This window comes from Ruegeria alba (assembly GCF_022321465.1).
GTDB lineage: Bacteria > Pseudomonadota > Alphaproteobacteria > Rhodobacterales > Rhodobacteraceae > Ruegeria_B > Ruegeria_B alba.
In genome coordinates this window covers 294,705-321,268 of sequence record NZ_JAKOEM010000001.1, presented here as the reverse complement: position 1 = coordinate 321,268, position 26,564 = coordinate 294,705, and the positions used below count along the sequence as shown (strand labels likewise).

General features: G+C 65.3%; 24 protein-coding genes. 7 read left to right on the top strand and 17 right to left on the bottom strand.

The genetic code is table 11. From position 1 onward, the window contains the following. Positions 1-8 precede the first annotated feature (8 nt). The 3 genes from MB818_RS01570 to purC all read right to left on the bottom strand — a co-directional run bounded on the left by MB818_RS01570 (position 9) and on the right by purC (position 2,192). Positions 9-1,052, bottom strand: coding sequence for a zinc-dependent alcohol dehydrogenase family protein (locus tag MB818_RS01570; RefSeq protein WP_234162477.1), 1,044 nt, complete (start codon positions 1,050-1,052; stop codon positions 9-11). Positions 1,053-1,055: 3 nt separating this feature from the next. Then, positions 1,056-1,286 (bottom strand): phosphoribosylformylglycinamidine synthase subunit PurS, encoded by a 231-nt coding sequence (gene purS, locus MB818_RS01565; protein ID WP_011047621.1) that lies wholly within the window; start codon positions 1,284-1,286, stop codon positions 1,056-1,058. 150 nt (positions 1,287-1,436) lie between these two features. Beyond that, positions 1,437-2,192 carry a phosphoribosylaminoimidazolesuccinocarboxamide synthase gene (purC, locus tag MB818_RS01560; RefSeq protein WP_234136584.1) on the bottom strand — a complete coding sequence of 252 codons (756 nt, stop codon included), beginning with the start codon at positions 2,190-2,192 and terminating at the stop codon, positions 1,437-1,439. 159 nt (positions 2,193-2,351) lie between these two features. Between purC and MB818_RS01555 the strand changes: the two genes are divergently transcribed. From MB818_RS01555 to bmt, 3 genes are all read left to right on the top strand, one after another. Further along, on the top strand, positions 2,352-2,669 hold the full coding sequence (locus MB818_RS01555) for a DUF1476 domain-containing protein (protein ID WP_234144042.1): 318 nt from the start codon (positions 2,352-2,354) through the stop codon (positions 2,667-2,669). A 119-nt stretch (positions 2,670-2,788) separates the two neighbouring features. Beyond that, positions 2,789-4,645, top strand: a complete 1,857-nt coding sequence (locus MB818_RS01550) for a phosphatidylglycerol lysyltransferase domain-containing protein (protein WP_238903650.1) — start codon at positions 2,789-2,791, stop codon at positions 4,643-4,645. Between the two features lie 60 nt (positions 4,646-4,705). After that, on the top strand, positions 4,706-5,725 hold the full coding sequence (gene bmt / locus MB818_RS01545) for a betaine--homocysteine S-methyltransferase (RefSeq protein ID WP_238903648.1): 1,020 nt from the start codon (positions 4,706-4,708) through the stop codon (positions 5,723-5,725). A gap of 9 nt (positions 5,726-5,734) precedes the next feature. Here the strand turns inward: bmt and MB818_RS01540 are convergent, their stop codons facing one another. From MB818_RS01540 to MB818_RS01490, 11 genes are all read right to left on the bottom strand, one after another. Beyond that, the gene (locus MB818_RS01540; RefSeq protein ID WP_238903646.1) at positions 5,735-7,288 is read right to left on the bottom strand and encodes a trypsin-like peptidase domain-containing protein; all 1,554 of its coding nucleotides are present in this window, start codon (positions 7,286-7,288) and stop codon (positions 5,735-5,737) included. A gap of 49 nt (positions 7,289-7,337) precedes the next feature. Then, complete coding sequence (locus MB818_RS01535) at positions 7,338-8,114, bottom strand: enoyl-CoA hydratase-related protein (protein ID WP_234136579.1); 777 nt, start codon at positions 8,112-8,114, stop codon at positions 7,338-7,340. 76 nt (positions 8,115-8,190) lie between these two features. Continuing rightward, positions 8,191-8,649 carry a cytochrome c-type biogenesis protein gene (locus MB818_RS01530; protein WP_234175834.1) on the bottom strand — a complete coding sequence of 153 codons (459 nt, stop codon included), beginning with the start codon at positions 8,647-8,649 and terminating at the stop codon, positions 8,191-8,193. Beyond that, on the bottom strand, positions 8,646-10,610 hold the full coding sequence (locus tag MB818_RS01525) for a heme lyase CcmF/NrfE family subunit (protein WP_234144030.1): 1,965 nt from the start codon (positions 10,608-10,610) through the stop codon (positions 8,646-8,648). The genes MB818_RS01530 and MB818_RS01525 overlap by 4 nt, the downstream gene beginning before the upstream one ends. A 75-nt stretch (positions 10,611-10,685) precedes the next feature. Next, complete coding sequence (locus MB818_RS01520) at positions 10,686-11,264, bottom strand: holin family protein (RefSeq protein WP_238903644.1); 579 nt, start codon at positions 11,262-11,264, stop codon at positions 10,686-10,688. Further along, positions 11,255-11,866: a holin-associated N-acetylmuramidase gene (locus MB818_RS01515; protein WP_234183392.1), complete on the bottom strand. Its 612-nt coding sequence runs from the start codon at positions 11,864-11,866 to the stop codon at positions 11,255-11,257. The genes MB818_RS01520 and MB818_RS01515 overlap by 10 nt, the downstream gene beginning before the upstream one ends. Before the next feature lie 145 nt (positions 11,867-12,011). Then, a complete protein-coding gene (ccmE, locus tag MB818_RS01510) occupies positions 12,012-12,455 on the bottom strand; it encodes a cytochrome c maturation protein CcmE (RefSeq protein WP_011047610.1) in 444 nt (147 codons plus the stop codon). Positions 12,456-12,462: 7 nt separating this feature from the next. Next, on the bottom strand, positions 12,463-13,491 hold the full coding sequence (argC, locus tag MB818_RS01505) for an N-acetyl-gamma-glutamyl-phosphate reductase (RefSeq protein ID WP_238903642.1): 1,029 nt from the start codon (positions 13,489-13,491) through the stop codon (positions 12,463-12,465). A gap of 90 nt (positions 13,492-13,581) precedes the next feature. Then, entirely contained in the window at positions 13,582-14,391 is an 810-nt protein-coding gene (gene murI / locus MB818_RS01500) for a glutamate racemase (protein WP_234136573.1), read from the bottom strand. Positions 14,392-14,399: 8 nt separating this feature from the next. Beyond that, positions 14,400-15,278 carry a lysophospholipid acyltransferase family protein gene (locus tag MB818_RS01495; protein WP_234166685.1) on the bottom strand — a complete coding sequence of 293 codons (879 nt, stop codon included), beginning with the start codon at positions 15,276-15,278 and terminating at the stop codon, positions 14,400-14,402. 80 nt (positions 15,279-15,358) lie between these two features. Then, positions 15,359-18,778 (bottom strand): indolepyruvate ferredoxin oxidoreductase family protein, encoded by a 3,420-nt coding sequence (locus tag MB818_RS01490; protein ID WP_238903640.1) that lies wholly within the window; start codon positions 18,776-18,778, stop codon positions 15,359-15,361. A 171-nt stretch (positions 18,779-18,949) separates the two neighbouring features. On the opposite strand from MB818_RS01490, the gene MB818_RS01485 reads away from it, so the two are divergent. The 3 genes from MB818_RS01485 to MB818_RS01475 all read left to right on the top strand — a co-directional run bounded on the left by MB818_RS01485 (position 18,950) and on the right by MB818_RS01475 (position 23,555). Then, positions 18,950-19,855: a LysR family transcriptional regulator gene (locus tag MB818_RS01485; protein WP_234136570.1), complete on the top strand. Its 906-nt coding sequence runs from the start codon at positions 18,950-18,952 to the stop codon at positions 19,853-19,855. Positions 19,856-20,134: 279 nt separating this feature from the next. After that, on the top strand, positions 20,135-22,390 hold the full coding sequence (locus MB818_RS01480; RefSeq protein ID WP_238903638.1) for a mechanosensitive ion channel family protein: 2,256 nt from the start codon (positions 20,135-20,137) through the stop codon (positions 22,388-22,390). Between the two features lie 4 nt (positions 22,391-22,394). Next, positions 22,395-23,555 (top strand): BamA/TamA family outer membrane protein, encoded by a 1,161-nt coding sequence (locus tag MB818_RS01475; RefSeq protein ID WP_238903636.1) that lies wholly within the window; start codon positions 22,395-22,397, stop codon positions 23,553-23,555. Positions 23,556-23,884: 329 nt separating this feature from the next. Here the strand turns inward: MB818_RS01475 and MB818_RS01470 are convergent, their stop codons facing one another. Continuing rightward, a complete protein-coding gene (locus tag MB818_RS01470; protein ID WP_234136567.1) occupies positions 23,885-24,082 on the bottom strand; it encodes a hypothetical protein in 198 nt (65 codons plus the stop codon). A 434-nt stretch (positions 24,083-24,516) separates the two neighbouring features. Between MB818_RS01470 and MB818_RS01465 the strand changes: the two genes are divergently transcribed. Next, positions 24,517-24,660, top strand: coding sequence for a hypothetical protein (locus tag MB818_RS01465; protein WP_234136566.1), 144 nt, complete (start codon positions 24,517-24,519; stop codon positions 24,658-24,660). Between the two features lie 298 nt (positions 24,661-24,958). On the opposite strand, the gene MB818_RS01460 is transcribed toward MB818_RS01465, so the two are convergent. Next, entirely contained in the window at positions 24,959-25,705 is a 747-nt protein-coding gene (locus MB818_RS01460) for a sulfite exporter TauE/SafE family protein (RefSeq protein ID WP_238903635.1), read from the bottom strand. Between the two features lie 103 nt (positions 25,706-25,808). Continuing rightward, on the bottom strand, positions 25,809-26,558 hold the full coding sequence (locus MB818_RS01455; protein ID WP_234145130.1) for a sulfite exporter TauE/SafE family protein: 750 nt from the start codon (positions 26,556-26,558) through the stop codon (positions 25,809-25,811). Positions 26,559-26,564: the final 6 nt, after the last annotated feature.

Genomic DNA, 26,564 nt, shown 5'->3' with positions numbered 1-26,564 from the left:
GAGACCTCCTAGCTAGCAAAATCGGTGATCACCGCCACGCCCGGCGGGGCGGGACGGTCAAAAGCGGCAAGCTCGTCGCTTGCCTGGGACAGGGCGATGGTGCGGGTCACCAGCGGCGACAGGTCCACATGGCCGCCGTCGATGAGAGAGAGAAGCGAAGGATAGCGCCAGGCGGGCATGCCGCGGGTGCCTTGCAGGGTCAGTTGCCCGGAATAGAGCACATCCATCGGCAGAGTCATGGCCGTATGCTCGCCCGCCGGCATGCCGATCATCACCAGCCGGCCCAGCTTGCGCAGGGCCCGCATGGCGCCGGTCATGGTGGCGGCGATCCCCAGCGCCTCGATGGCGACATGGGCGCCACCGCCGGTCAGCGCGCGCACCGCCTCGGCCGCGTCGGTTTCGGCGGCGTTGACCACCGCGTCGGCGCCAAGGCTTTTGGCATGGGTCAGTTTGTCTTCGACCACATCGACCACGACGACGCGTGCGCCAAGCGCGCGGCCCAGAAGCAGCGCCGACAATCCGACGCCGCCGCCGCCAAACACCGCCAGCCATTCGCCCGGTCGCAGCACGGCCCGTCCGACCAGCGCCTGCCAGGCGGTGGTGACCCGGCAGCCAAGGCCGGCGGCCACATGCGGCGGCAGGCTCTCGGGCAGCGCGGTCAGGTTGGTATCGGCAAAGGGCACCGCGATCAGCTCGGCAAAGGCGCCATCGCGGGTAAAGCCCGGCACCTGCTGGTTGGCGCAGATGGTCTGATGTCCGGCCGCGCAATCGCCGCAGCGCCCGCAGGCCAGGATAAAGGGCGCGATCACCCGATCGCCCGGCCGCCAGCGGCTGACACCGGTCCCCAGCGCCACCACCTCGCCGCAGAATTCGTGGCCCGGCACCATGGGCAAGACCACATCCGGGTCGGCCCCGGTCCAGGCATGCCAGTCAGACCGACACACCCCGCAGGCCAGCACGCGCAGCACCACCTCTCCCGGCCCCGGTGTCGGGTCCGGCAGGGTCGCCAGCGTCAGGGGCTGGCGCCAGGCGGTCAGCTGCGCGGCGCGCATGGCTCAGACCAGCTCGATCTCGTAGCGTTCGATGACCGTGTTGGCGAGCAGCTTTTCGCACATCTCGGCAACATCGGCCTCGGTGGCGCCTTCGACCAGATCGAGGTCGATCACCTTGCCCTGGCGGACACCGGTCACCTTGTCAAAGCCCATGGCGCCAAGCGCGTGGCGCACCGCCTCACCCTGCGGATCGAGTACCCCGTTCTTGAGCATCACATGCACGCGTGCCTTCATCTTTCCTTGTCCTTCATCCTGCTCCTGCCGGACCGCGCAGCGCCACCCCTCACAGGGCCGGTCGCGCGCCCGCATAGCTGTTTCGATCTGTTGCGCGCGGCGGTCGCCATCCGCCGACGCAATGTCCCGATTTCCTGCGCCGTCCCGACCTCAGTTGATCAGCGTCGGTTTCGTCACCTGGCTTTTCGGGATCACGCCCAGGCGGCGGGCCACCTCGGAATAGGCATCGGTCAGGCTGCCCAGGTCGCGGCGGAACACGTCCTTGTCCAGCTTCTGCCCGGTGGCGATATCCCACAGACGGCAGCTGTCGGGGCTGATCTCGTCGGCGATGATCAGGCGCGGATAGTCGTTCTCGTAGACCCGGCCGATCTCGATCTTGAAGTCGATCAGCTTGATGCCGACGCCATACATCAGCCCCGAGAGGTAATCGTTCACCCGCAGCGCCAGGCTCAGGATATCGTCCATGTCCTGCTGGCTGGCCCAGCCGAAGGCCGCGATATGCTCCTCGGTCACCAGCGGGTCGCCCAGCTCGTCATTCTTGAGGCAATATTCCACGATCGGGCGCGGCAGTTGCGTGCCCTCTTCGATGCCCAGCCGTTTCGACATGGTGCCGGCGGCAAAGTTGCGAACGATCACTTCCAGCGGCACGATCTCGCAGGCGCGCACCAGTTGTTCGCGCATGTTGAGACGGCGGATGAAATGGGTCGGCACGCCGATCTGGGCCAGACCGGTCATGAAATACTCGCTCAGGCGGTTGTTCAGCACCCCCTTGCCTTCGATCACGTCCTTTTTCTGGGCGTTGAAGGCAGTGGCGTCATCCTTGAAATACTGCACGATGGTGCCCGGTTCCGGGCCTTCGTACAGGATCTTGGCCTTGCCTTCGTAAATCTTGGTGCGACGCGCCATCTGCGACCTTTCCGACTGGGGCGGGGAAATGAGTCCCCCGTCATGGCGCTCTCATACGGCAAGCGCCGCAGTGTCGCAAGGTTACCGCTGCCTCTTGCGGTCCGCCCCCGCGAACGGCATATCAGAAGCAGAGCATAATTCACTGAGGGGACGCAACCCATGACCACCTTCGACGATCGCGAACACGCATTTGAAGCCAAGTTCGCCCATGACGAGGAAATGCAGTTCAAGGCGCAGGCCCGCTGCAACAAGATGCTGGGCCTGTGGGCTGCCGGCCTGATGGGCAAGACCGGAGACGAGGCCGCCGCCTATGCCAAGACCGTCGTGATCGCCGATTTCGAAGAGGCCGGCCACGAGGACGTGGTGCGCAAGGTCACCGCCGATCTGGACGGGCTGGCCGATGCCGACACGGTGCGCGCCAAGATGGCCGAACTGCTGCCCGAGGCCAAGGCGCAGATCATGGGCGAAGCGGGCTGAACCGCGCAATTTCTGATGCGCTTTCAATCGCATGGAGAACCCGCAAGCACCTGCTTGCGGGTTTACTTTTGGGAAAGGGATGCGCGGCTAGTCTTTGGCCAATTGCCAAAGGACCCCGCATGCATCGACCCGTCCCTTCGTTCCCCCGCCTGACCGGTCTGCTGCTGCGTCTTGGCGGCACGCTTGCGCTCACCCTTTGGCTGTTGTGGATGCTGGTCGAGCGTCTGGCGGCGATCGAGCCGGGCGCGGTGACCCAGGCCCTGTCCGGCCTGCCCGTCTGGCGGCTGGCGGTGGCGTTGCTGGCCGCTGCGGTCAGTTTCTGGGCGGTGGGCCGCTATGACGGGGTGGCACATCGGCATTTCCGCACCGGTCTGGCGCAGAAACAGGCCCGGCTCTGCGGTATGGCGGCAATCGGGTTTTCTCAGTTCTGCGGCTGCGGCGTACTGAGCGGCGCATTCGCCCGGTGGCGCCTGATCGGTGATCTGACCCCGGCGCTGGCGTTGCGCCTGACCGCCTTTGTCGCGGTCACCTTTCTGCTGGCGCTGGCCTTCTGGGCCTCGATCCTGTGCCTGATCGCGCCCCCGCTGCCGGGGTTGCGGCAAACCGGGTTTGCGGGGCTGGCGCTGCTGCTGCCGATCGGGGTGGTCCTGTTCCTGCTGCCACGGCTGCGGCTGGGTCGGCTTGAGCTACGCCTGCCCAGCCTGCGGGCGCTGGGGGCGATCCTGGGCTGGGCGGCGCTGGACCTGGCGGCGGCGGCGCTGGTGCTGGCGGTGCTGCTGCCCGGCCTGCCCTGGGCCGATCTGCCCTTGCTGCTCACGGCCTATGTGCTGGCACTGGCGGCGGGGCTTCTATCCGGGGCACCGGGCGGGCTGGGCGCGTTCGAACTGACGCTGCTGTCGCTGCTGACCGCTCTGCCCGAGGCCGAGTTGATGGCGGCGGTGCTGGCCTATCGGCTGATCTATGTGGCCCTGCCGGCGCTGGTGGCGGTACCGCTGCTGCTGTCACCGCCCGACCTTCGGCTGGGGCGGCAGAGCCGTCTGTCACGGTTGGGGCATTACCACCCGCCCGCACGCCCCCGCGCCGAAACCGCCGTGGTGACGCAATCGCACGGCTATGTGCTGAGCGGCGGGTTTGCCGACATGGCCGTGGTCGAGACCGATCAGAGCCTGATCATGCTGTTCGATCCGGTCTGTGGCGGTCGTCATCCCGACCTGTCCCTGCTGTCGCACCGGGCGGCGCAGCGTAATCTCTGCGCGCTGGTCTACAAATGCTCGGCCCGCGTCGCCGTCTCGGCCCGGCGCGCGGGCTGGCGCGTGCGGCATGTCTCGGACGAGGCGACGCTGGTGCCCGCGACCTTTACCACCGAAGGCGCGGGGCGGCGCCAGATCCGGCGCAAGCTGCGCCATGCGCTGCGCGCGGGCCTGCGAACCGATCGGGCCATTACTCTCCCGCTGGCCCAGATGGCCGAGGTCGACAGCCTGTGGCAAAGCGCGAACGGACGGGCATGGGGGCTGACCATGGGCCGCTTCGCGCCCGGTTACCTGGCCCGGCAGGCGGTATTCCTGGCCTGGCGCGGCCCCCGGCTCGAAGGGTTCGTCAGCTTTCACCGCAGCCGGGACGAATGGTGCCTGGACCTGATGCGGGTCCGCCCCGACGCACCCGAGGGCACCATGCATGCGCTGGTGGTCGAGGCGCTGACCGTCGCCGCCGCGGCACGGGTGCCCCGGCTGTCGCTGGCGGCGGTGCCATGCGGGCTATTGGGTCGCCGCTTTGACGGTCTGCGCCGGTTCAAGGACAGTTTCGCCCCCCGCTGGCAACCGCTTTACATGGCGGCCCCAGGCTGGACCGTGATGGCGGTGGCGGCGCTCGACCTGGCCCGCCATGTCCAGGCGCCACCACCGCTGGCCGGGCGCTACCCACAGTCGGCTCATGATCATGATGAAGAGTTTGAATTTGCCTCTCTCACGGGAACGTGACACATCTGCCGGTCAAGGCGGGCCCGCGCGGGCGCCGCGCAATCGGGGAGTCGCAAGACCATGACCAACGCTTTTGCCGAGATGCTGGCCAGCCATGACGTGCTGCTGGCCGATGGCGCCACCGGCACCAACCTGTTCGCCATGGGCCTGCAATCGGGCGATGCGCCCGAGCTGTGGAACACGGATGAGCCCGACAAGATCCGCGCGCTGTACCAAGGCTCGGTCGATGCGGGCAGCGACCTGTTCCTGACCAACACTTTTGGCGGCACCGCCGCGCGGCTGAAACTGCACGACGCCCAGGGCCGCGTACGCGAGCTGAACCGCGTCGGCGCCGAGCTGGGCCGCGAGGTCGCCGACCGCGCCGGGCGCAAGGTGATCGTCGCGGGCTCGGTCGGCCCCACCGGTGAGATCATGGAACCGGTGGGCGCGCTCAGCCATGCCGCCGCGGTCGAGATGTTCCACGAACAGGCCGAGGGCCTGAAAGAGGGTGGCGTCGACGTGTTGTGGCTGGAAACGATCAGCGCCCCCGAGGAGTTTCGCGCCGCCGCCGAGGCCTTTGCGCTGGCCGGCATGCCCTGGTGCGGCACCATGAGTTTCGACACCGCCGGGCGCACCATGATGGGCGTCACCTCGGCCGATATGGCGCAGCTGGTCGAGACGCTGCCCAACCCGCCGCTGGCCTTTGGCGCCAATTGCGGCACCGGCGCCTCGGACATCCTTCGCACGGTGCTGGGCTTTGTCGCCCAGGGCACCGAACGCCCGATCATCTCCAAGGGCAATGCCGGCATCCCGAAATATGTCGATGGTCACATCCATTACGACGGCACGCCCGAACTGATGGGCGTCTATGCCACCATGGCCCGCGACGCCGGCGCCAAGATCATCGGCGGCTGCTGCGGCACCATGCCCGCGCATCTGACCGCGATGCGGGCGGCGCTGGACAGCACCCCGCGTGGCGACCGCCCGACGCTGGAGGAGATCGTGGACAAGATCGGCCCCTTCACCTCGGCCTCGGACGGCACCGGCGACGATGCGGGGCCCGAGCGCCGCGCGCGCGGTGGCCGCCGCCGCCGCGCCTGAGCCTGACGCCTAGTCTGCGGGCGTGCTCAACAGCGCCCGCAGACGCGCCACCGGCACACCAAGGTTCGAGCCGCCGAAATCCGGCAGGATGGCGGTATTGACCGCCACCACCTGACCGCGCAGGTTCAGCACCGGCCCACCGCTGCCGCCATGGGTGGTTTCGGCATCATAGGTCACCAGCGCCGGGGTCACCTGCCCTACGATGCCCCGGCTGGCCAGCGGCCAGATCAGCCCCTCACCCGCCAGCCGCGCCGCCACCTCCCAGAACCCGGTGACACCGGCGCTGCGCAAGTCCTCGACGAATCCGGTGCCCGAACGCGCCAGCATCGACATCAACCCGGTCGGATAGCCCATCACCAGCACCTCGAGCCCCGGCGGCGGAGACACGTCTGCCAGCGGCAGACCCGGCGGCAAATCGACCGGCGCGACGGGCGCCACCAGCGCCAGATCGGCACTGTCGCTCAGGCCCCGCACCTCCAGGTCGATCGGATCGGACCGCGTGGGGAAATAGGCGATGAAGCGGGTAAAGACCGGCTCCATCGTGTCGCCGCCAAAGCCCATGGCGGCGGATTTCTCCCATGGGACGGCAACATGACGGTTGGTGGCGATCAGCCCCGTATTCGCCAGCACGAAACCGGTGCCGGTATATTGCACCTCGGCCACCGGTCCATCGCCCTCGAGCGAGAGCATCGGTTGCCCGTTCGGCAGCATCAGCCGGTTGCCGCCCGCATCCAGCACGTGGCGCAGCATCCGGCCACTGTCGCGGTGACGCAGCCCATAGCCGCCCTGGATGAAGGCCACCGATCCGGCGGCGGTCGAAATCACCCGGGTGCCGGCGCCCGAGCGCTCCTCGAGCGTGTCGAGCCGCTCGGCATTCAGTTGCAGGCGGAGGCCGATCTCGTCCTGAAGCGCGTCCAGATCGCCGGGCCGGATCGCCTCGCGCCGCGCCTCGGCCAGGGCCGAGGCCAGCGCCTCGACCTGAAAGCGACCGCTTTCATATTGCGCGCGCAGAGCACGGTCGGCACGGATCTGCCAGATCGCCAGCACCGCCAGGGCAACAAGGCCAAGCAGGACCAGCCCGCGAAACAGCAAGGCCCCGTTGCCCAGGAGCCGGGCCAGGAACATCCCCACCGCGCGCGGCAGACGCGCCAGCAGCGGGCGTCGGCTGGTACGCAGATAACTGAGCGCGTCCCCCAACATCTCGGCCAGGGTCGGATGCGGGCGGCGGCGCTCGTCATAGATGCGCAGGCGCGACAGCGGCCCCTGCTCGCCGAACTCGATCACATCGCCATGGGACAGGTCAGCGGCCTCGACCGGCTGACGATTGACCCAGACCCGTGCGCCCGGCGCGGTGATAAGATGATAGACCCCCTCTTGCCGTCGCACCCGCGCGATCAGCTCTCCGGGGATACCGACGTCTCCCGGTGCCAGCACCCGCAGCCACCCGTCGCGGTCAAGCAGCAGCTCGACCCGATCCGAAGTGATCCAGGAATAGAGCCCCCGGTTGCGCCCGGTCAGGTGTTCCAGGACGGCCGCGTCGGGGGTATGGCTGGGCACGCTCATGTCGCCATGATGCCCAGCCTACATGGTCGGTTGTCAATCCGGCCTTCGTTCACCGACCTTCAAACTTGGCGGCGCGCTTTTCCATGAAGGCGACGACGCCTTCCTGAAAATCGCGGCTGCGGCCGCATTCGCCCTGCAAATGCGCCTCGGTCGCCAGCTGGTCGGGCAGCGCGGTGCCGTAAGTACCCCGGATCGCCTTCTTGATATTGGCGAAAGCTGCGGTGGGACCATTGGCCAGATAGGCAGCGCGCTTGCGCCAATGGGCGTCGAATTCGGCGTCGGGGACCGCCTCCCAGATCATGCCCCAGGCCTCGGCCTGGCGGGCGTCGATCTTGTCGGCGAACAGGGCCGCGCCCATCGCCTTGGCCAGGCCCATCTGGCGCGGCAGGAACCAGGTGCCGCCGGCATCGGGCATCAGGCCGATGCGGGCAAAGGCCTGCAGGAAATAGGCGCTTTCGGTTGCGATCACCACATCGGCACAGAGTGCCAGATTGGCCCCTGCCCCCGCCGCCGGGCCATTGACCGCCGCAATGGTGGGCACCGGACAATCATAGATCGCCTCGAGCATGGGGTTGTATTCGTCGCGCAGGGTGCGTTCCAGGTCGATCTTGCCGGAACTGCCCGCATCGCCCAGATCCTGACCGGTGCAAAAGGCCCGCCCCGCACCGGTCAGCACGATGGCGCGCGCCTCGCGGGCGGCGGCCTTCATGGCATGGGTGATCTCGGCCCGCATCCGGCTGGTCAGCGCGTTCATCTTGTCGGGGCGGTTCAGGGTCAGAACCGCCAGACCGTCGGCGATGTCCAGAGAGATGGTGTCGTATTGCATGCGAGAGGCCCCCGGTTGGATGCTGTTGCGCCGCAAACTGGCGCAAGTTGACGTGCTGGGAAAGCGAAACCGCGCGTCACTCTTCCAGAATACGGCGCAGACGCTCCTGCTCGTCGGCACTCAGAGCGGCCTCTGTGGCGGGGGCCGCCGCCGCCCGCCCGCGCACAAAACCCCAGCCCATGCCCGCCGCCGCCAGCAGCATCAGGGGACCGGCCAGCCACAACAGCCAGTTGGCCCCGCTCGCGGTAGGTTTCAGCAGCACATATTCGCCGTAGCGGTCGACGATATAGGCCACCGCCTGTTCGTCGCTGTCCCCCGCCACCAGCCGTTCGCGCAACAGCAGGCGCAAATCGCGGGCCAGCTCGGCATTGGATTCGTCGATGCTCTCGTTGCGGCAGACAAGGCAGCGCAGCCCCTCGCTCAGGTCCCGCGCGCGGGATTCGAGCACGGGATCATCCAGCACCTCGTCAGGCTGCACCGCCCAGAGCGGCGCCGCGATCAGCGACAGGATCAGGATCAGGATCAGGCGTTTCATTCCGCAGGCACCCCGCTGGCCGGCGCCTTGCGCGCGCCTGCCGCCACCCGGAAGCGCCGGTCGCTGAGGCTGAGCGCGCCGCCAAGCGCCATCAGGATACAGCCGCCCCATATCCAGTTGGCAAAGGGCTTGATATAGGTCCGCATGGTCCAGCCGCCGTCATCCTGACGGTCGCCGATCACCACATAGACATCGCGCAGAATGCGATAGTCAATCGCCGCCTCGGTGGTGGGCATGCGCGCGACCGGATAGTCGCGCTTTTCAGGGTGCAGCGTGTCGATGGCGCGGCCCGCCTTTTCCAGCCGGACATTGCCCATGGTCGAGATATAGTTGGGTCCCTGTACCCGCTCGACCCCGTCGAGCGTCAGGGTAAACCCGCCCACCTCGAACGGTTCGCCAATACGCGCAACACGGATATCCTCGACCTCCCAAGCCATCAGCCCGGCAATGGCGAACATGGTGACACCCAGACCGGAATGAGCCACCGCCTTGCCCCAGTCGGCGCGCGGCAGACGGAACAGCCGCGCCACGCTGCCGCCGCGCCCGGTGCGGCTCCACAGATCGACGATGGCGCCGAAGGTGATCCACGCCCCCAGGAAAAGGCCCACCGGTCCCAGCGCGCTGCGCCCGGTCTGCATCACCCAGACCAGGATCGCCAGCGCCAGCGCCAGCACAAAGGCATAGCGCAGGCTGTGCGCCACCCGGCCCAGCTTGCCGCGTTTCCAGGGCAGCATGGCACCCAGCGGCAACACCACACCCAATGCCACCATGAACGGGGTGAAGGCGGCGTTGAAGAACGGCGCCCCGACCGAGAGTTTGCGGTCAAAGAACATCTCGGCCAGGATCGGCCAGAGCGTGCCAAAGAACACCACAAAGGCCGACACAGCCAGCAGGATATTGTTGAGCACCAGCGCGCTTTCGCGACTGACCATGGAAAAGACACCCTTGGCCTCCATCGCCTGGGCGCGCGCGGCAAAGAGCGTCAGCGCGCCACCGGTAAAGAGGCCCAGAATGATCAGGATGAACACGCCGCGCTCGGGGTCGTTGGCAAAGGCATGCACGCTGGTCAACAGGCCCGAACGCACGATGAAGGTGCCAATGAGCGAGAAGCCGAAGGCAAGGATCGCCAGCAGGATGGTCCAGCTTTTCAGCGCCTCGCGCTTTTCCACCACGATGGCCGAATGCAGCAAAGCGGCGGCAAGCAGCCAGGGCATGAAGCTGGCGTTTTCAACCGGGTCCCAGAACCAGAACCCGCCCCAGCCCAGCTCGTAATAGGCCCACCACGATCCCAGCGCGATCCCGATGGTCAGGAAAATCCACGCCGCCAGCGTCCAGGGACGCACCCAGCGGCCCCACGCGGCATCGACGCGCCCCTCGATCAGGGCGGCAACGGCAAAGGAAAACGCCATGCTCAGGCCGACATAGCCGAGATACAGGAACGGCGGATGGAACGCGAGGCCCGGATCCTGCAACAGCGGGTTCAGGTCCTGCCCGTCAAAGGGCGGCACCGCAAGGCGCAGAAACGGGTTCGAGGTGAACAGGATGAAGGCAAAAAACGCCACCGCGATCGCCGATTGCACCGCCAGCACGCGGGCCTTGAGCGTCGGCGGCAGCCCGCCGCCAAACCAGGCCGCCATGGCGCCAAACAGGGTGACGATCAGCACCCAGAGCAGCATGGATCCCTCGTGATTGCCCCATGTGCCGCTGATCTTGTACAGCATCGGTTTGGCCGAATGGCTGTTCAGCACCACCAGCCGCAGCGAGAAATCCGAGGTCACAAAGGCCCAGACCAGCGCGGCAAACGCAAAGGCGGTGAGCAGGAACTGCGCCCCCGCCGCCGGTTCGGCCAGGGCCATCCAGCCGGGCCAGCGTTTATGGGCTCCGATCATGGGCACGACCATCTGCACGATGGCGACCATGAAGGCGAGGATGAGGGCGAAGTGACCGAGTTCCGTAATCATGACCCGAGATATAGACCCCGGCCCCGGCACCGCCAATCCCTTTCGCCGGGATCGGCGGCGCATAGTGTCGCGCCGTCAGGCCCGTTTCAGGCGGCGCCACTCCTCCAGCGCGGGGTTGGCCTCGGGGGTTGCCGCCGCCAGCGCAAGGCGCGCATCGGGCCCGGCATCGGCCACGCCGGGGCTGTCATGGCGCAGGGCGCGCAGCGCGCGGATATTCTCGACCGCCTGCGGCACGCGCGCCATGGTGGCGGCCAGATCGCGCTGGAAATCCTGCGTCTTGGCCTGGTGGCGAGCACCGAAATAGAACGACACGATGACGCCCAACAGCCACCACAGCGGTTCGGGCACCAGCGCCAGGCCCTGCATCCGCTCGCCGAACCAGATCGGATCGGCCATCGCCGCAATGAACAGGCCCAGTGTCCCCAGCGCCAGCGCCGGGCGCGGCAGCCGATTCAGCCCGTCCATGAACCGGTCGAACGCGCCACGCCGGGGCACGGTGAATTCCGCCGCGAACTGGTCCAGCGCGCCCATCTGCACCTGGGTTGCGCGTGCCGCCCCGGCCTCGGCATTCTCGCGGAACACCTCGACCGTTTCGCGCACCGCGTTGCGGTCGCCGCCAAACAGCATTCCCAGCAGATCGCCGATCAGCCCCATGCCGAAACCCTCCGCTGAAACTCCGCCTCGCTCAGATGGTATTCGGGCGCCATGAATTCCTCGGCCCGCTTGATCCAGCCGCCTTTGCCGCCGGCGCGGGTGCGGGCGTATTTGCGGCTGGCCGGGCGCCGGTCGGCCAGACGGAAATAGTAGTTCCGCCGCGCCACCCCATAGGCATCGCGCAACGCCTCGGGGCGCGGCACCGCCGCATCCCGCGCCGCGCGCAGGGTCTGCGGCCCGATCGCCCCATCCACCGCCACCTCATAGCCCATGTCACGCAGCAGGTGTTGCAGGATTTTCACCGCGTTCCCGCCCGCATTCACATACATGTCAAAGAGCGAAGCCTGTACCGCCTCGGGCATCTCGCCGATGCGCGGGCGGGCAAAATAATGGGTCAGGAATATCTCGACCGCCTGCTCCCGGCTCAGCGCCCGCACATCGGCCACATCCACGGCGCCATCGCCGGTCACATCCAGCCCCAGCCGCCGCATCGTGTGGATCGTCACCCCGAAATTGGTCGCCCCGCCCGGATCGTCGGGATCGTTCACGAACCCGCCCTCTCGGGCCACGATCTCCAGGGCGATCTGTCGTACCGTCTGCATTGGTCTCGACCTCCATCAGAACCGCCCAGATGAGGCCGAAAAACAGTTAAACCCCGGCAAGTGCAAAGGGCGCTGCTTGCGCAACGCCCCTATCTTCAGTCCGCTTCAAATACTCCCGCCCAAGGCGCCTTTTCAGTTTTTGGTGTCAGCTCTCGGGCGCCTGATAGACGCCCTGCTCCTTGAGCGCGTCCATGACCTCTTTCGGCATATAGGTCTCGTCATGTTTGGCAAGGATTTCAGAAGCTTCAAAGACGCCATTCACGTAACGCCCGGTTCCGATCATGCCCTGGTTCTCGGCAAAGAGATCAGGCAGCACGCCGGTAAACACAACCGGCACGCTGGCGCCGCCATCTGTCACCGAAAAGCGCACGGTCTCGCCCTGACCCCGCACGAGGGTGCCGTCCTCGACCAGCCCGCCGATGCGAAAGGTCTCGCTGGGCTGCGGCGGTTCGGCGATGATGTCGCTGGGTGCCCGGAAGAAGTTGATGCCGTCGCGCATGGCATAGCCGATCAGCCCCGTCGCCAGAACCAGAGCGACAGTTGCCAGTATGATCACCTGGATACGTCGTTGTTTCTTCAGCGATTTCATCTCGTCCTCACGGGAATAGCGGGGCCATGGTCAGCCCGGTGGTCTCTGTTTCACCTAACATCAGGTTGGCGTTCTGCAAGGCCTGGCCACTGCTACCTTTTGTCAGGTTATCCAGCGCCGCGATCACGATGGCCCGGCCCGCGAGACGGTCGCCCGTCACCCCGATATGGCAATGGTTCGAGCCGCGCACATGATGGGTCGAGGGTGTCTCGCCAAAGGGCAGCACATGCAGGAACGGTTCGTCCGCATAGGCCGCGGCCAGCGTCTCAAACACGGTTTGCGCATCGCCGCGCACATAGGCGGTGGCCAGGATGCCCCGGTTGGCGGGGATCAGATGCGGGGTGAACTGCACCTGCACCGGACGCCCGGCCAGCGCCGAGAATTCCTGATCGAACTCGCCCAGATGCCGGTGGGTGCCGCCCACCGCATAGGCGTTATAGCCCTCGCTCAGCTCGGCATGCAGCAGGTTTTCCTTCAGGCTGCGCCCGGCGCCGGATACCGCGCATTTCAGGTCAAGGATGATCTCGTCCAGGTCGATGACACCGGCGGCGATCAGCGGTCGCAGCACATATTGTCCGGTGGCCGCGTTGCAGCCGGTTCCCGCCACCAGCCGTGCGGTGCGGATCTGGTCGCGGTAGAACTCGGTCAGGCCGTAAACCGCCTCGGCCTGCTGCTCCAGCGCCACATGGTCGTTGCCATACCATTTACGATAGGCCTCGGGATCGCGCAGCCGGAAATCGGCGCTCAGATCGACGATCCTGAGCGTTGAAGGCAGGGCGCGGATCACCTCCTGGCTGGTCTTGTGCGGCAGCGCGCAAAAGCACAGGTCGATCCCGGCAAAGTCGATCTCGTCGATCTTGCACAGCACCGGCAGGTCCAGATGGCGCAGATGCGGGAACACTTCGGCCATGCTCTGCCCGGCCTTGCGCTCGCCCGACAGGGCGACGATTTCCATGTTCGGGTGTTCGGCGATCAGCCGGATCAGTTCGGCCCCGGTGTAACCGCTGGCACCCAGAATAGCGATCTTGTGGGTCATGTCCGACCTCTTCTCAACTGTGGTTTCGTCGCATCGCGACCGCCCCGCATGGGGCATAAGACGGTGAGGCAGCGCGCGCCTTGACCGAAGTCAGGCGGCGGCAAAGGTGATCTGTCGTCGCAGGAACTGGGTCGCGCGATTGCTGACGGTGGCGGGCTTGCCGGTGGTGAGATACCCCGCCGCGCCGCTGCCGCGCATGTTCGGGTGACGCTCCAGGTAATCGGCCAGGCTGTCGGCCACCAGATTGCCCTGGCTGAACACCCGGACATCGGGGCCCAGTGCGTCCTGAAAGATCGGCTCCATCAGCGGGTAGTGCGTACAGCCCAGAATGGCCGCCTGCGGATAGGGCATCTTGCGTTTCAGCGCGTCCACATGGCTGCGCACCAATGCCTCGGCCAGGATCAGGTCGCCCTCTTCGATGGCATCGACCACACCACCGCAAGCCTGCGCCTCGACATCCACACCGATGGCGCGAAAGGCCAGTTCGCGCTGGAACGCGCGGCTGGCCACGGTGGCGGGCGTGGCGAACAGGGCGACGTTCTTGACCTCGACCTCGCGCGGGGGGCTGTTATCACCCCATTGCCGCTCGGTCAGCGCCTCGATCAACGGCACAAAGACGCCCAGCACCCGCTTGCCCGGCGGCACGCCCTCTTCCTGCATCCGGCGCAGCGCGGCGGCGCTGGCGGTGTTGCAGGCCAGGATCACCAGGTCACAGCCCCGGTTCCACAAATCATGAACCGCCGCGCGGGTCAGTTGAAAGATATCCTCGGGCGTGCGCACCCCATAAGGCGCATGGGCGCTGTCGGCGTAGTAGAGGAACTCTACCTCCGGCAACCGTTTCTGCGCGGCTTCCAGTACGGTCAGACCACCCAGGCCCGAATCGAATATCCCTACTGCCATCTTTCCCTTCAGGCGCGATGCCGTTCCTCGAATTCATAGCCGTAGTCATAGGACTTGAGCGGCGTCGGAGACAGCTCATACGTTGCCTTGCGCAGAAAATCCATCATCTTGCGCGTGTCCCGCGCCAAGGGGTCCAGAATGTCGCGCCCGATGGGCTGGCCCACCACCACCCGCACGGGCGTATCCACCCGTTTGCGGAATTCCTTGATCAACAGGCCCATGCGCAGGGTCGAATGCAGGTGGCTGGCGATCTGAAACAACCGGCTGGTATGGCCGTCAAAGAAGACCGGTACCACCACCGCGTTGGATTTCGCCACCATTCGCGCGGTAAAACCGCGCCAGCCCGGATCCATCGGATGCGAGAACGGATGCAGCCCGGTCGAGACGGTGCCGCCGGGAAAGATGCCGATCGCGCCACCCTGCCCCAGATAGTTCAACGCCTGTCGGCGGGTGTCGATGTTCAGCTGCATGGCCTCACGGGTGTCGTCGAACGAGATCGGCAGGATGATCCGGTTGATATCCTCGGCCTTGCGGAACACGCGGTTTGCAATGATGCGGAAATCTCCCCGTGTGTGAGACAGGATATGCCCCATCATCAGCCCGTCGAGGATGCCGTAGGGGTGATTGGCGATCAGGATCAGCGGGCCGTCCTGTGGAATATTCGCCAACTCTCCGCCCACCACATCCAGTGTCAGGCCATATCGCTCGGCCATCACCGCCCAGAAATCGCGGCCCCGCGCCACTTCGCGTTCGTATCCCTGCGCCCGGCGGATCAGGCCCAGACGACCGGTGGTGTTCTCCATCAGGCGGATCACCGCCCGTCCTCCCCTGGTCGCGGCGGAATGGGCATAGCTGATATCGCGGGCGATATGGCGCTGTGCGGTCATGAATAGCTCCGAAAAAAACTGCCCCTGAAATAGGGGCAGTCCTGGATTTTGCATAGAGCCTGTAACAGTCAAATGACGCGTTATTCCGCCGCTTTTGCCAGTTCCGGCCCGCCATGACGGATCACCGACAGCAACTCCTCGCGCCGCTTGGCGGCCTTGGCCTCGTTTGCCATCTTCACCGGACCAAAGCCGCGGATGTCCAACGGCAGCCGTGCCAGCGCCACGATGGCATCGCGGGTGCGGCTGTCGAGTTTCGGCAGCACCTCGCGCATGTCCTTTTCATATTGCCGGATCAGCGCCCTCTCCATCTTGCGCTCGGCGGTATAGCCGAACAGGTCGAGCGGCGTGCCGCGCAGTCCCTTCATCCGCGCCAGCAGCTTGAAGAGCCCCAGCCAGCGCTCGGAAAACTCGCGCTTTTTCGGGCGCCCATCCGCATCTTTACCGCCCAGGATCGGCGGCGACAGGTGCAGGGTCAGCTTCAGATCGCCATCAAACTCGGCCGCGGCCTTGTCGCGGCTGTCGAGCAGCAGGCGCGCCACCTCGTATTCATCCTTGTAGGACAACAGCTTGTGATAGCCCTCGGCCACCGCCGCGCGCAGATCGCCGTCCTCGATCCCGTCCACCAGCTTGCGATAGCGCTTGGCCAGTCGCGCGCCCTGATAGGCAGTCAGATGTTCGGCGCGATAGGCGATCTTGTCCTCGGGCGATTTCGGCAGCTCGACCACACCGGGCCGGATCAGGCGCGCGGCCTCGTCCGGGTGCAGAACCGCCCAGCGGCCGATGTCAAAGGCGCGCTTGTTGCGTTCGACCGCGGCGCCGTTCAGCTCGATCGCCTGCATGATGGCTTCGTGGGTGACCGGCAGCAGCCCGCGCTGCCAGGCGGCGCCGAACACCATCATGTTGGAATAGATCGAATCGCCCATCACCGCGCGCGCCAGCTCGGACGCATCGAACAGATCCAGCCGCTCTTTCAATCGCGCCTCAAGCGCCAGGCTCAGCCGGTCGGCGGGGATGGTGAAATCGGTGTTGCGGGTGAAATCACCGGTGATGATCTCGTGGCTGTTGACCACCGCGCCTGTGGTTCCGGTTCGGGTCAGGCCCAGCGTCTTGGCCCCAGCGCTTACCACAAGGTCGCCGCCGATCAGCGCATGCGCCTCGCCGGTGGCGACGCGGATGGCGCTGATATCCTCGGGCCGGTTGGCAATGCGGCAATGGATATGCACGGCGCCACCCTTTTGCGCCAGCCCCGCCATCTCCATCATGCCTGCGCCCTTGCCGTCGATCTGGGCGGCCTGCGCCAGTACCGCGCCGATGGTCACGACCCCGGTGCCACCGACGCCGGTGATCACCACGTTATGGGTGCCGGTGATAGCAGGCAGGTCCGGCATCGGCAGATGCGGCAGGTCGATCTCGGCGGTGGCCTCCTTACGGATCTTGGCGCCCTGCACCGTCACGAAGGACGGGCAGAACCCTTTGACGCAAGAGAAATCCTTGTTGCACGAGGATTGGTCGATCGCCCGCTTGCGGCCCAGTTCGGTTTCCTTGGGCACGATCGAGACACAGTTCGACTGCACCCCGCAATCGCCGCAGCCCTCGCAGATATCGGTGTTGATGAACACCCGCTTGTCCGGGTCGGGGAAGGTGCCGCGCTTGCGCCGGCGGCGCTTCTCGGCGGCGCACGTCTGGATATAGACGATGGCGCTGACGCCCTCGATCTCGCGGAAGCGCTTTTGCACCTGCATCAGCTCCGCCCGCTCGTGGAACGGCACCCCCGAGGGGAACTGCGACCGGTCCACATCTTCCTTCTCGTCATAGACAACGGCAAGTTCCTTGATCCCCATCGCCTTCAGCTCGGCCACGATGCGGGGCGCGGTCAGATCGCCTTCGTTCTCCTGTCCGCCGGTCATTGCGACCGCGTCGTTGAACAGGATCTTGTAGGTGATGTTGGTGCCAGCCGCCAAGGCGGCGCGAATCGCTTGCACGCCCGAATGGTTGTAAGTGCCATCGCCCAGGTTCTGGAACACGTGCTTGGTCTTGGAGAACGGCGCCTCGCCGATCCAGTTCGCCCCTTCACCGCCCATATGGGTGAACCCTTGGGTGTTCCGGTCCATCCACTGCACCATATAGTGACAGCCGATCCCGGCATAGGCGCGGCTGCCATCGGGCACCTTGGTCGAGCTGTTATGCGGGCAACCCGAGCAGAAATACGGCAGGCGCGACGCGATTTCCTGCGCGTTGTCGTTGCGCCGCGCATCGGCCAGCGCGTTCAGGCCGGCGCGGATCCCATCGGTCTCGCGCCCCTCTTCGATAAAGATCGCGCCCAGCTTCTCGGCGATCAGGATCGGGTCCAGCGCGCCCCGGGTCGGGAACAGTTCCTCTCGGTGCAGCGCCCCGGCACCGCCCTTGTACCAGCCATAGACGCGGCGGCCCTGACGGTCATCAAAGATCGCCTCCTTGACCTGCACCTCGATCAGCTTGCGTTTCTCTTCAACGATCACCACCAGGTCGAGTTCCTCGGCCCAGTCGTGAAAACTCTGCATGTCCAGCGGAAAGGTCTGGCCGACCTTGTAGGTGGTGATGCCCAGCCGCTCGGCCTCAGCCTCGTCGATGTTCAAGAGCGACATCGCATGCACCAAGTCGAGCCAGTTCTTGCCCGCCGCGACAATGCCGATCTTGGCGCCCGGCTTGCCCCAGACCCGCTTGTCCATCCGGTTGGCGCGGCTGAACGCCTCGGCGGCAAAGCGTTTGTAATCGATGATCCGCCCCTCTTGCAGGTGCGGCGTGTCACCCAGTCGGATGTTCAACCCGCCCTCGGGCATGTCGAATTCCGGGGTCACCAGTTGCATCCGGTCGGGACGGCCATCCACGACCGAGGTCACCTCGATCGTGTCCTTCATGGTCTTGAGACCCACCCAAAGGCCCGAGAACCGGCTGAGCGCATAGCCGTAGATACCGTAATCAAGGATTTCCTGCACACCTGCGGGGCTGACCACCGGCATATAGGCATCGACCAGCGCCCATTCCGACTGGTGCAGCACGGTCGAGCTTTCGCCGGTGTGGTCGTCGCCCATCGCCATCAGGACGCCACCATGTTTGGCGGTGCCGGCCATGTTGGCGTGGCGCATCACGTCGCCCGAACGGTCCACCCCCGGCCCCTTGCCGTACCACAGGCCAAATACGCCGTCATATTTGCCGTCACCGCGCAGCCCCGCCTGTTGACTGCCCCACAGCGCGGTGGCCGCCAGATCCTCGTTCAGCCCGAACTGAAACGTGACATCGGCCGCGTTCAGCTGCTTTTGCGCCCGGCTCATCTGCAAATCGACCGCGCCCAGCGGCGAACCACGATAGCCGGTGACCAGACCGGCGGTGTTCAAACCGGCGGCAGTATCGCGCGCCTTCTGCATCAACATCAGGCGAACCAGGGCCTGGGTGCCATTCAGCAGCACCGGGCTCTTCTCCAGATCGAACTTGTCGTTTAGCGTGAGTTTGGGTTGGCTCATCAGACGTCTCCCCTGCGCCGGATCGGCTTGTCAGTGATGCCCGAATATAGGTCACAATTGCTGACCTGCATAGGTGGTTTTTTCGCCTTCACGCGCAGTTATACATCGTTCCTTGTGGAATTTGTCATGTGTTTCATATAGGTCGTCGGGCGCATAAAGAAAGTTGCGGATATGGACTGGGACAAGCTTCGGATATTTCACGCGGTTGCCGATGCGGGCAGCCTGACCCACGCGGGCGACCGTCTGAACCTGTCGCAATCGGCGGTCAGCCGTCAGATCCGGGCGCTCGAGGAATCGTTGAACGCGACGCTCTTTCACCGCCATGCGCGCGGCCTGATTCTGACCGAGCAGGGTGAGCTGCTGTTTGACGCCACGAAATCCATGGCCAAGCGTCTGGATGCCGCCGCCGCCCGCATCCGCGACAGCGAGGAAGAGGTGTTCGGCGAATTGCGCGTCACCACCACCTTTGGCTTTGGCACGTTGTGGCTGGCGCCGCGCCTGACCGCGCTCTACCAGAAATATCCCGATCTCAAGGTCGACTTGATGCTCGAGGAACGGGTGCTGGACCTACCCATGCGCGAGGCCGACGTGGCCATCCGCATGAAAGAGCCCAGCCAGGCCGATCTGATCCGCAAACGGCTGATGACCGTCGAGATGAAGCTCTATGCCACCCGCGCCTATCTCGACTCGGCGGGCACGCCGCAGGATATCAGCGACATCAGCGAACACCGGCTGATCTGCCAGAACACCAACGCCGCCCAGGTGGGTGCCAGCGTGGTGCTGGCTCAGCACCTGCTGGCCTACAACCCCTCGTCGCTGCTGACGGTGAACAACTATTTCGGCGTGCTTCAGGGCGTGCTGCACAATCTGGGCATCGGCGTCCTGCCCGACTATGTGACACAGGATTTCCCCGACCTCATCCATGTCCTGCCCGATATCAAATCGGCGCAGGTCCCGGTTTATCTGGCCTATCCAGAGGAACTGCGCCATTCCCAGCGCGTCGCGGCATTCCGCGACTTCGTTCAGGAAGAGATCATCGCCCATCGCAAACAGCTGAAGGAGCTGGGGATTCTCTGATTTTGACCAGCCATGCAACAATTGCATAGCGGGAATGCTGCACCTGCGACATCAAAGTTCTTGAAGAAACGCCCCATGCCTCCTAAATCAGCACTCGAAGGCGATGATGCTTAGACGCTCGTCACCTTCATACCTCCCTGTTGGACTATGGCCGAGCTTAGTGCTCGGCCTTTTTTTTTCGTCTTTGGCCCGGAACCGCTCTCTTTCCGGTGAAACTGTTTGAGTTCACGCCAACGCGCGGTAGAAACGGAACATATAAAGAATACACGAGGGCAATTCATGAAACCGCTATTCAAGGTGCTGGCCCTGCTGGCCGCCCTGTTCTGTATATCCGTCCCGTTGGCGGCCCAGGTTCCGTTGCCCTCGGGCAGCGCGGCGGAAACCACACCCACAGTTCCCGATGACCTGACCCCCGACCAGGTCGACGATCTGGTCGCGCGCCTGTCCGACGATCAGGTCCGCGCCCTGCTCCTGGAGCGGCTGGATGCCGTAGCGCAGGCCAGCCAGGAACAACCCGAACCGCGCAAGGGGCCCATCGCCCGGGTCGGTGACGCCGCCAAGGCGCTGGTCGCCTCGTGGCTGGATGCCGTTCGCAAGGTGCCGCTGCTGGTGACAAAACAGGGCGAGGCGCTGTCGAATTTCGCAAACTCGCTGGGCAGCGCGGGCATGGCCACCCTGTTCGGCTACACCCTGTTGGCCCTTGCAATCGGCTTCGCCGCCGAAAAGCTGGCGGTCTATGTGACCCGCTCGTGGATCAAGGCCGACCCCGCTGCTGCTTCGGACGACTTGCGCGGCGCGGTCAGTTATCTGTTCCGGCGGTTCTGCCGCGAGGTTCTGGGGCTGGTCGTGTTCTACTATACCCTGGTCTTTGTCGGACGCCGCCTGCTGGAGCCCGAACAGATCGCCTATGCGGCGCCCTTCGTGCTCTACCTGATCTGGTTGCCGCGTCTGGGGGCGGCGATCTCGCGCTTTATCCTCGCGCCGAACCGGCCCGATCTGCGGCTGGTCAATGCCGATGACCGCTGGGCGCAGTATCTGCACCGCAACCAGATCGGCCTGTTCCTGCTGATCGGCTTTACCCTGTTCATCGTCACCTTCAATAATCTGAACGGCGTGGCGATGGGGGATATGCGGCTGGGATTCTGGCTGAACAGCTCGATCCATATCTATATCGCGCTGATCGCCTGGACCGCGCGCAGTGGCCTGACCGAGATGATGCGTGGCGATGATCCCGACCGTACCGCATTCGACGAGAAGGTCGCCAGCTACTACCCCTATTTTGCCATCGCGGTCTCGGCCGTTGTCTGGCTGATCGTCGAATATTTCGTGGCGATCCGCGACATGGCGGTTCTGGCCAATGTGGGCGCGGGCGCTCATTACGTGACCATGTTCTGGCTGCTGATGGCCCCGGCCATCGACACCCTGATCCGGGGGCTGGTACGGCATCTGCAACCGCCGATCATCGGCACCGGCGCCATTGCCGAACAGGCCTATCGCGCCACCAAACGCAGCTATATCCGCATTGGCCGGGTTCTGGCCGGGGTCTTTGTCGTTCTGATGATCGCCAATGCCTGGCAGATCGACCTGCGCAACGTGGCGGGTGCCGGGTCCGATGTTGGCGGGGCGGTCATCCAGTTCCTGATCATCATTGCCGTAGGTTACATTCTGGACGAGGTCATTTCGCTCTGGATCAACCGTCGCCTGGCAAAGGAGCAGACGGCGGTCGATCAAAGCCCGGACGAGGAAGCGGGCGAAGGCGGTGGCGCCGGAGGCTCGCGCCTGGTGACCGTTCTGCCCCTGATGCGAGTCACGGCGCAGGTTGCCATCGCGGTGATCTTCGGACTCTTGGCCCTGGGGGCGCTGGGGCTGGACATCACGCCGCTGCTGGCCGGTGCCGGGATCCTCGGCCTGGCCATCGGTTTCGGTGCCCAGAAACTGGTCGCCGACATCGTGGGCGGGGTGTTCTTCCTGATCGACGACGCGTTCCGCGTGGGTGAATATGTCGATGTAGGCGGCACCACCGGCACGGTCGAAAAGATCTCTATCCGCTCGATGCAGCTGCGCCACCATCGCGGCCCGGTGCACACGATCCCCTATGGCGAGATCGCCAAACTGACCAATTTCAGCCGCGACTGGGTAATCATGAAGCTGAAGTTCACCGTGCCTTTCGACACCGATCCGAACAAGGTCAAGAAGATCTTCAAGAAGATCGGCGCCGAGATGATGGCCGACCCGACCCATGCCGAAGGCTTCCTGCAACCCTTCAAATCGCAGGGCGTGTTCGATTTCGACGATGTCGGCATGATCATCCGGGGCAAGTTCATGGCCAAGCCCGGCAAGCAGTTCACCCTGCGCAAGGAGATCTTCAACAAGGTCAAAGCCGAGTTCAAGGCCAACGGCATCGACTTCGCCCGCCGCGAGGTGCGCGTGGCCATCCCCGGCCTCGACGACGCCGAACATATGACGCCCGAGCAGAAATCGGCGGTTGCCGCCGCCGCCAGCCAGGCCGTCAACGAACAGACCCAGGGCGAATAGGCCCATGAAACGGCCCGACGACAGGCGCGGCAAAGTGGGGCTTTGGCACCCGCTTTGCGCGCTTGTCGCCGGGCTGTTGCTGTGTCTCTGGTCGGCGCCGCAAGCGGCCGCCCAGGCGGGTAAGTCCACGCTGGAAACCGAAGTCGGCCGCTTCACCTCGGTCGAGAAGGAAGAGCTGCCCGGATTTCGTCGGGGCTCGTTTGTGGTGGCGCCGATCCCTTTTTCCAACCCGACCATTGGATCGGGGCTGGTGCTGGGGGCGGGATATCTCTTTACGCTGGACCCGGCCTCCAAACCCTCGATGATCGGCATCGGGGCGCTGAGATCGGACAATGGCAGCGAGGGCGTGGGGCTTGCGGGCAATTTCGCCTTTGACAACAATCGCTGGCAGATCGAAAGCCTCTATGCCCGCGCCAACCTGAACTATGACCTGCATACAGGGATCGGCCTGCTTCCGATCCACCAAAAAGGGGAACTGGCCCGGGTGAGCCTGTCCTACGGGTTCACCCCACAGTTTTCGGCGGGCCTGTCGCTGCGCTATCTCGACACCACGATCGACCTTGCCCGCACCGGCCTCCCACCGCTGCCGCCGCCGTTCAACCGGTTCACCTCGATGCGCATCGTCAGTCCCGGCCTCGTCGCCAGCCTCGATACACGCGACGACACCATCTATCCGACCCAGGGCGCGCTGATCGATTTCGAAGCCACGCGCGGTCTCACGCTCGAAGGAGTGACGGGCGACTATTCCCGCGCCTATCTGAACCTTGCGGTCTATCACAAGCCCTGGAAAGGGGCGGTGCTTGCCGCCGCCGCCTCGGTCTGCGGGGCCAGTTCCGACACGCCCTTTTTCGATCTCTGCTCGCTGGGCGGCACGGACGGGTTCCGGGGCTATTCCGTCACCGAATTTCTTGACCAGCGCTCGGCCTCGCTTCAGGTCGAGTTGCGCCAGCGCCTGGGAAACAGGCTGGGCGTCGTGGCCTTTGGCGGGGTCGGCACCACCGGGCGACGCTTTGCGGATTTCTCTCTCGACACCGTGCGCTCGGCCTGGGGGGTCGGCGCGCGCTACCGCCTATCGCGAAAGTTCCCGCTGGATTTCTCAGTCGATCTCAGCCGCAACAGCGTAGGCGAGGACCTGCTCTACATCTATGTCGGGCAACGTTTCTAGGCGCATCCTCCTTCGCGCCGTTTGCCTGACGGAGCCGACCGACTTCGCTCGATGTCCGAACTCGGTCCGCCGGAAAAGTATAATGACAAATCCGTGGGAAATCCGGGCCAACCCAGCGAGGCCCTTACACCGGCGCGGTCTTGGGAAAGCAGAGACTGATGGTACAGTTCGGCATCTCCACGATCTCGCTGATGTTCAGGCCGCCTCAGACCGAACGGAGCATATACGCTTTCTGTGCGCTTACCCTCCAGTGGCAGCGGAATCCAGGTCGGTCATGCTCCACACCGCGTCACGCGCCCACTGCATCAGGTCGGGGCCCGTTACCGGGTTCACACCTTGTCGAACGAGAGAGCGCCCGGAAGAAACCCGACCAAAACCGCTCCGGGCAGGCTGCCAAGGCAGTCTAAACGCAGGCACAAGGGTCTGAGCGCCGGACCACGCCCCAGATGCGGATCGACCGGTCCACGCCGCGTCATGGTGAAGACACAGACGATCCCCGCTGACGGCCCGGAAATCGTGAGCGCCATGGCAAAGGCCTGGTTTCGCGGATACCGCTCAGCCGCACCATCTCGAAATTCAGCGACGTCCGTATAGCCAGCCGCAGCACGGTGCGGTGTAAGGACTGCATCATGCAACGATCACTACAGTCGTGGTCAGCGCCTTCGAAAAGCTGCAGCGAGCAGGCCCGGATCGCGCCCAGACCGACAGGCCAGTCTACGAAAGAGAGAGGTCACCGTGGTCGGCCGGGGCGCGACGAGCAGCAGGATGCGCGGCTCAGACATCAGCGCGCGGCTAATCGCAAGCATCTGCGTTCACCGCCCGACGGAGTGCCCGCCTGCTGGTCGCACCGCGCCCCCAGGATCGGGAAGGTTTCAAACCAATGCGCGAGATCCGCTCGGCCTGCCCCTCGGGCCGCATGGCGGCGCCTAGCCGTAGGCTCTGGCTAACCGTCAAGTTGGCAATGAGACGCCACCTCTCGGGCGAGATTGCCAGCCCACGCCGCATCCGCGCTTCGGCCGGAAATCAGTCTTTGCCCGACCTCAAGGAGTCCGACCTGTTGCATGGCGCGTCGATTACCCGGCACAGCATCGGAGGATTGGGCTAAACCGCTGGCGGCAAAGTGACGTTCATCCGTCCGGTCATAATTGGGAACTCAGGATGAAGCTCCATCCGGTATCTCGTATTGTTCTCATCGCTTACGAGCGTCGATCAGTCTGGCTTCGAGAGAGCCTGCTGGCCGGCACATTTGCGCCGCGTTTCACCGGTTCAGGACCCTGGCCAAGACCGGTGCCCCGACAACTTCGGGCCGCCCTCCTATCGGATCGTGGATCTGGACACCAACTGTGTCACCAGGTTAATGCACGCGCGCACTGATCGGCTCGAGTGGCTCCCGCTTTGAGGGGCTAGCTGCCGAGCGCGCGCCAGATCAGGTTTGCGCCCAGCACCACGAAGAGCAGGATTAGAGCGCGGCGGAACAGGGCCGGGTCGGCACGGTGGCGCAGGCGCTCGCCCAAGGCAAAGCCCGCGAAGGTGGGCGCCAGTAGCACAGCGGAGAGACCCAGCCCGCGTGAATCGGCGTGTCCGGCTGCGAGATAGGAGAGCATCAGCGGCAGACTGCCAGCGGCGATGAGCAGACCGCTGGCCTGCACGAACTCGTCCCTCGGCGCGCGGCGGGCGCTGAGATACATCGCCATCGGCCCGCCCCAACCCGCGGTCAATCCGCCGATCACGCCTGTGAGTGCAGCCCAGATCACCTCGATCAAACCAACGTGGCGTTCGGGCAGCGGCGGCACCCGGCGCAGGCTGTCGAGCAGTGCGTAAAGCAGCAGGATCGCCCCCAGCGCCCCCATCAGCAGCCGGTCGCCCGCCGCGCGACTGAACCAGGCGGTCAGCCCCACCGACAGGCCCAGCACCAGCGCGAACCGGCCATACCGGTGCAGCAATATGCCTAACGGCCCGCCCCGCGCCATCTGCCAGAGATTGCTGAGCAGCATCGGCATCAGGATCAGCGTGATCGCCATGCGCGGATCGGTGCCAAGCGTCAGCAGCGCCAGCGACACGGTGGGCAGGCCCAAGCCGATGAAGCCCTTGATCGTCCCCGCCAGCAACAGCACCGCGCTGGCAAAGAGCATCAGGTCGAGCGTGGTCATGACGCCTCTCCGCCTGACCCCGGACAGGCGCGCGCCCGACCAGAGCCGCGCGCGTCGGGTCTGTCAAGGCGACAGCGTTCACGGTTGCCTGTGCGAGCGCCGCTCACCCTGCCAGCACCTCGCGCATCAGCATTCCCAGCCCCAGGCAGAGGCAGAGCAGCACCAGGAGGCGCTGGAACTGCGCGTCGGTGATGCGACGGAAGGCGAAGATCCCAGCCTGCGCCGCCAATACGCCGGCCGGCAGCACCACGGCGAAAGCGGTCCAGACCTGCGCCTCGTAGGCGCCGCGCAGGGCCAGCCCGGCAACGGTGATGAGCAGGATCGAAAAGTTGTAGCTTTGCAGCACCGCGCGTGTCTCGGCCCGGGGCCAGGCCCGCATCGACAGCCAGATGGTCGGCAGCACGCCCGACAGCGAGGCAAAGCCACCCAGAATGCCGCCGACGAACCCCAGGGCACGGTCGACCCAGCGATACTGTCCCTCTAGCCGGGGCAAGGACCGGCGCAGGCCGAAGTAACCACCGTATAGGACCAGCCCCGCCGCGATGATCCGGCGCAGCACCGCCGGATCGACCCAGTCGAGCAGCATCAGCCCAAGCGGAACGCCCAGAATACCCGGCAGGGTGAAGCGCAGCCAACGACGCGGATCCTCCCAAAGCACCGAACGCGAGATCCAGAGGCCCTGCACCCCCGCCAGAACCGCCAGAAGCGCGGTCAGCGCCACCGCCGAAACCGGGTCGAGCACCACCAGAAAGAACCCCAGCGCAAAAAGCGAGGTGCCCATGCCCGCAAGCCCGTTGACGAAACCGCCCGCCAGACCGCCAAGCAGCACATAGATGACGGTCTCGATCTGCATCCGGTC